The organism is Bradyrhizobium sp. (assembly GCF_017881085.1).
Taxonomy (GTDB): domain Bacteria; phylum Pseudomonadota; class Alphaproteobacteria; order Rhizobiales; family Xanthobacteraceae; genus Bradyrhizobium.
Genome location: NZ_JADGRI010000459.1, coordinates 1 through 3,092 on the forward strand (window position 1 = coordinate 1; position 3,092 = coordinate 3,092).

A 3,092-nucleotide genomic window follows, 5' to 3' on the forward strand; every position below is an offset into this window, starting at 1 on the left:
GACGATAGCGTGATTGCGTTCGAGGGCCTGATGCCGCGGACAGGGATCGTCGCGCCGGGCTAGGGCTCGCTCGATGCCCCGCGATTCCAAATTATTTTCTCGCTTGCGCGCAGGCTTAAGAATGCGTTAATCGCCCGATGTATGATGGTTTGGTACGGCGCCCGTGCACAGTTGCGGGCGCAACCTGGAGAACAAACGATGCGCAAAGTCGCTTCAACCATGCTGGCGGTCACGTTGATTGCGAGCCCGGTCCTGCTCCCGCAGCCTGCAAGGGCGGAGAATGGTGAAATCGCCGCCGGCGTGGTTGGCGGGCTTATCGGCGGCGCCTTGCTCGGCGGTGCGCTGGCATCGCGGCCTGCTCCGCCGCCGCCACCCCCGGCTTACTACGCGCCGGCGCCGGTCTACGTTGAAGAGCCCGCCTGCCGGTTCGTTCGTGAGCGCTACTGGGACGGCTATGACTGGCGTTTTCGCCGGGTCCAGGTTTGCGATTGATCGAAGCGCATTGCGGGCGCCCGAAGCTTGAACGAGATCAAATCTGGCCACCCGTTTGGGTGGCCTTCTTGCTCCGTCCGCGAAATCGCGCCGGAGCTCACTCCTCGCCCTCGCGTTTCCGCAGCAAATCCTTTGCCAGATCGGCAAGCACCGGCCGCGGCAGCGCGGTGAACGGCAGCGGGCGGGTGACGTCGATGGCCGCGAGCCCGAGCCGCGCGGTCAAGAGGCCGTTGAGCACGCCTTCGCCGAGCCGCTGCGACAGTTTTGCCGCGATGCCATGGCCGAGCACCTGCTGGATCAGGCTGTCGCTCGCCGCCATGCCGCCGGTGATCGCGACATGGGCGATGACGTGACGCATCAGCCGGATCATGCCGAGCGCGCCGGGCCGTCCGCCATAGAGCAGCGCCAGCTGCCGGATCAGGCGCAACGAGGCCACGAACACGAACAGCACGTCGACCAGCGCGCGCGGGCTGACCGCGGTGACGATCGAGACGCGCTGCGCGGCCGATGACACCAGCCGTCGCGCCTCTTCGTCCAACGGCGTCATCAGTTCGCGCTCGGCCAGCCGGATCATGTCGGCGCCGTCGATGATGTCGTCGGCATGGCCCTGCAGCGCAGCGCGGGGTCGCGCGAGATGCGGGTTCTGGTGCGCAAGTTTTATGAGGTCCTGCACGATGTTGCGGCTTTCAGCGCGATCGTCGCTCAGCAGCACTTCGGCGGCGCGCAGATGCAGTTTTTCGATTGTCGCAAGGCGAACGAGCCCGAACGCTTCGCGCGCGACGACGATGGCAAGCGCCAGCGCGGCGGCGATGGCAAAGCCGAGACCGAGAAAGCCGAGCCCCTCGCTGCGCGCGAACAGATTCTCGATCAGTTGGGTGACGCTGAGACCGAGGCCGAGCAGGACCAGTCCGCCGACGGCGCTCCAGAATACCGCGCCCCAGGGAAAGCCGCGGCGCATCGGAACCAGCGGCGCCTCGACCGGAACGGGCAGAAGCGCAGAATCAGCTTCCGGCGTGATGCGCACCGTGCCGCGCGACGGGCGGCCGGTTTCATCCGCATCCATCACGACCACGCCGGGATCGTCGAGCTTGAAAGTCGCCGGCTTGCGGGGGCGCTCGCTCATTGCAGTCTGTCTCCGATCAGGAACTGGAGGGCGCGGTCAAGGCGGATGTGAGGCAGGGTCGGGCCTTCCGTATCGGCGCTTTCCAGTTGCGGTGGCCGGAAGCGAAGAAACCGGAAATCGCTCTTTTCGGCGCTGGCGCTGGAAAGCCCGCGGAACGCGCCTTCGCCGGCGAAAAGCTGTTCGGGATCGGCGGGCAGGTCGCCCGGAAAGGTCGCGACCTCGGTGGTGCCGTCGAAGGCTTCGCCACCCGCGGTCTCGCCCGGGGCGGGCGTTCCCAGGATCGAGGGCAGCTTGTCGCGCCCGCGCGCGACCATCGCCTCGCTTGTGGCGCGCACCGCGGCCAGCGCCACCACGTCGATCAGCGCGCCGGTGTCCTCGGCGCGGGCGACGGCCCCCGCCACGGTCCGCCGCAATACCGCTTCCAGGCGATCATGGCTCGAATGGTGCAGGTGATCGGCCTTGCTCGCGGCGAACAGGATGCGGTCGATCCGCGGCCGGAACAGGCTCGTCAAAAACGTGCTGCGGCCGATCCTGAAGCAATCCAGGATTCCCGCCAGCGCCGCCTCGAGATCGTGCAGCGCTTCGGGGCCGGCGTTGAACGCGGAGAGCGCATCGACCAGGACCACCTGGCGGTCCAGCCGCGCGAAATGATCCCGGAAGAACGGCCGCACCACCACATCCTTATAGGCCTCGTAACGCCGGACCATCATCGCCCACAGCGAACCTTCGGGCGCCGTGCCCTCGTCAGGCAGATCGAGCGGCGCGAAGGTCAGCGCCGGCGAACCCGCAAGGTTGCCCGGCATCAGGAAGCGCCCGGGCGGCAACAGGCTCATCGCAAAGCGTTCGTCGCGGCAGGCACGCAAATAATCGGTGAACAGCCGCGCCGCCGTCAGCGCCGCCTGCTCGTCCTCGTGGCCCTCGGCGCTCAGCGTCGCCAGATGCGCGTGCCATTGCGCCGCGAGCGGCGCGCGGGGACGCTCCCGCGACAGGCCAAGGCTCTCGCGCGACCATTGCTCATAGCTCTTGTTGAGCAGCGGCAGATCGAGCAGCCATTCGCCGGGATAGTCGACGATATCGAGGGTCAGCGTGCGGTCCGCGCCATTTTGCCGCTGGTAGTCGATAACTAACCGCAATTCGCTGATGTCGACCGTCGAGCTCGGCCAGCGCCGCGCCTCGATCAGGGTGCGGACGTGGTTTTCATAGTCGAAGCGCGGCACCGCGTCGTCGGGCTGCGGCGCAAGCCGCGCCTTCGCGATCCGGCCGGTGGCAAAAGGCTCGAACACGGGAAAACGGCCGCCGCGGGTGAGGCCGTGTATCAGCGCGGTAATAAAGACCGTCTTGCCGGCCCGTGACAGGCCGGTGACGCCGAGCCGGACCGTCGGATTGAAAAAGTGATCGCCATAGTCCAATAGCGCCCGCGCCGACAGGCGCGCTTCCTCGATCATTTCGGAAAAATTGGGGGCCATGCGGGCGGGAA

General features: G+C 67.1%; 3 protein-coding genes. 1 reads left to right on the forward strand and 2 read right to left on the reverse strand.

All coding sequences use genetic code 11. The features are described 5' to 3' along the window. Positions 1-198: 198 nt before the first annotated feature. On the forward strand, positions 199-492 hold the full coding sequence (locus QZ213_RS26550) for a hypothetical protein (protein WP_291689024.1): 294 nt from the start codon (positions 199-201) through the stop codon (positions 490-492). 97 nt (positions 493-589) lie between these two features. Here the strand turns inward: QZ213_RS26550 and QZ213_RS26555 are convergent, their stop codons facing one another. Next, complete coding sequence (locus QZ213_RS26555; protein ID WP_291689025.1) at positions 590-1,615, reverse strand: TIGR01620 family protein; 1,026 nt, start codon at positions 1,613-1,615, stop codon at positions 590-592. After that, positions 1,612-3,081, reverse strand: coding sequence for a YcjX family protein (locus tag QZ213_RS26560; protein ID WP_291689026.1), 1,470 nt, complete (start codon positions 3,079-3,081; stop codon positions 1,612-1,614). The genes QZ213_RS26555 and QZ213_RS26560 overlap by 4 nt, the downstream gene beginning before the upstream one ends. Positions 3,082-3,092 lie beyond the last annotated feature (11 nt).

What these genes read in the sequence shown, in the direction of transcription:
- QZ213_RS26550 (WP_291689024.1), top strand. Translation starts at nt 199, where the DNA reads ATGCGCAAAGTCGCTTCAACCATGCTGGCGGTCACGTTGATTGCGAGC.
- QZ213_RS26555 (WP_291689025.1), bottom strand. Translation starts at nt 1,615, where the DNA reads ATGAGCGAGCGCCCCCGCAAGCCGGCGACTTTCAAGCTCGACGATCCC.
- QZ213_RS26560 (WP_291689026.1), bottom strand. Translation starts at nt 3,081, where the DNA reads ATGGCCCCCAATTTTTCCGAAATGATCGAGGAAGCGCGCCTGTCGGCG.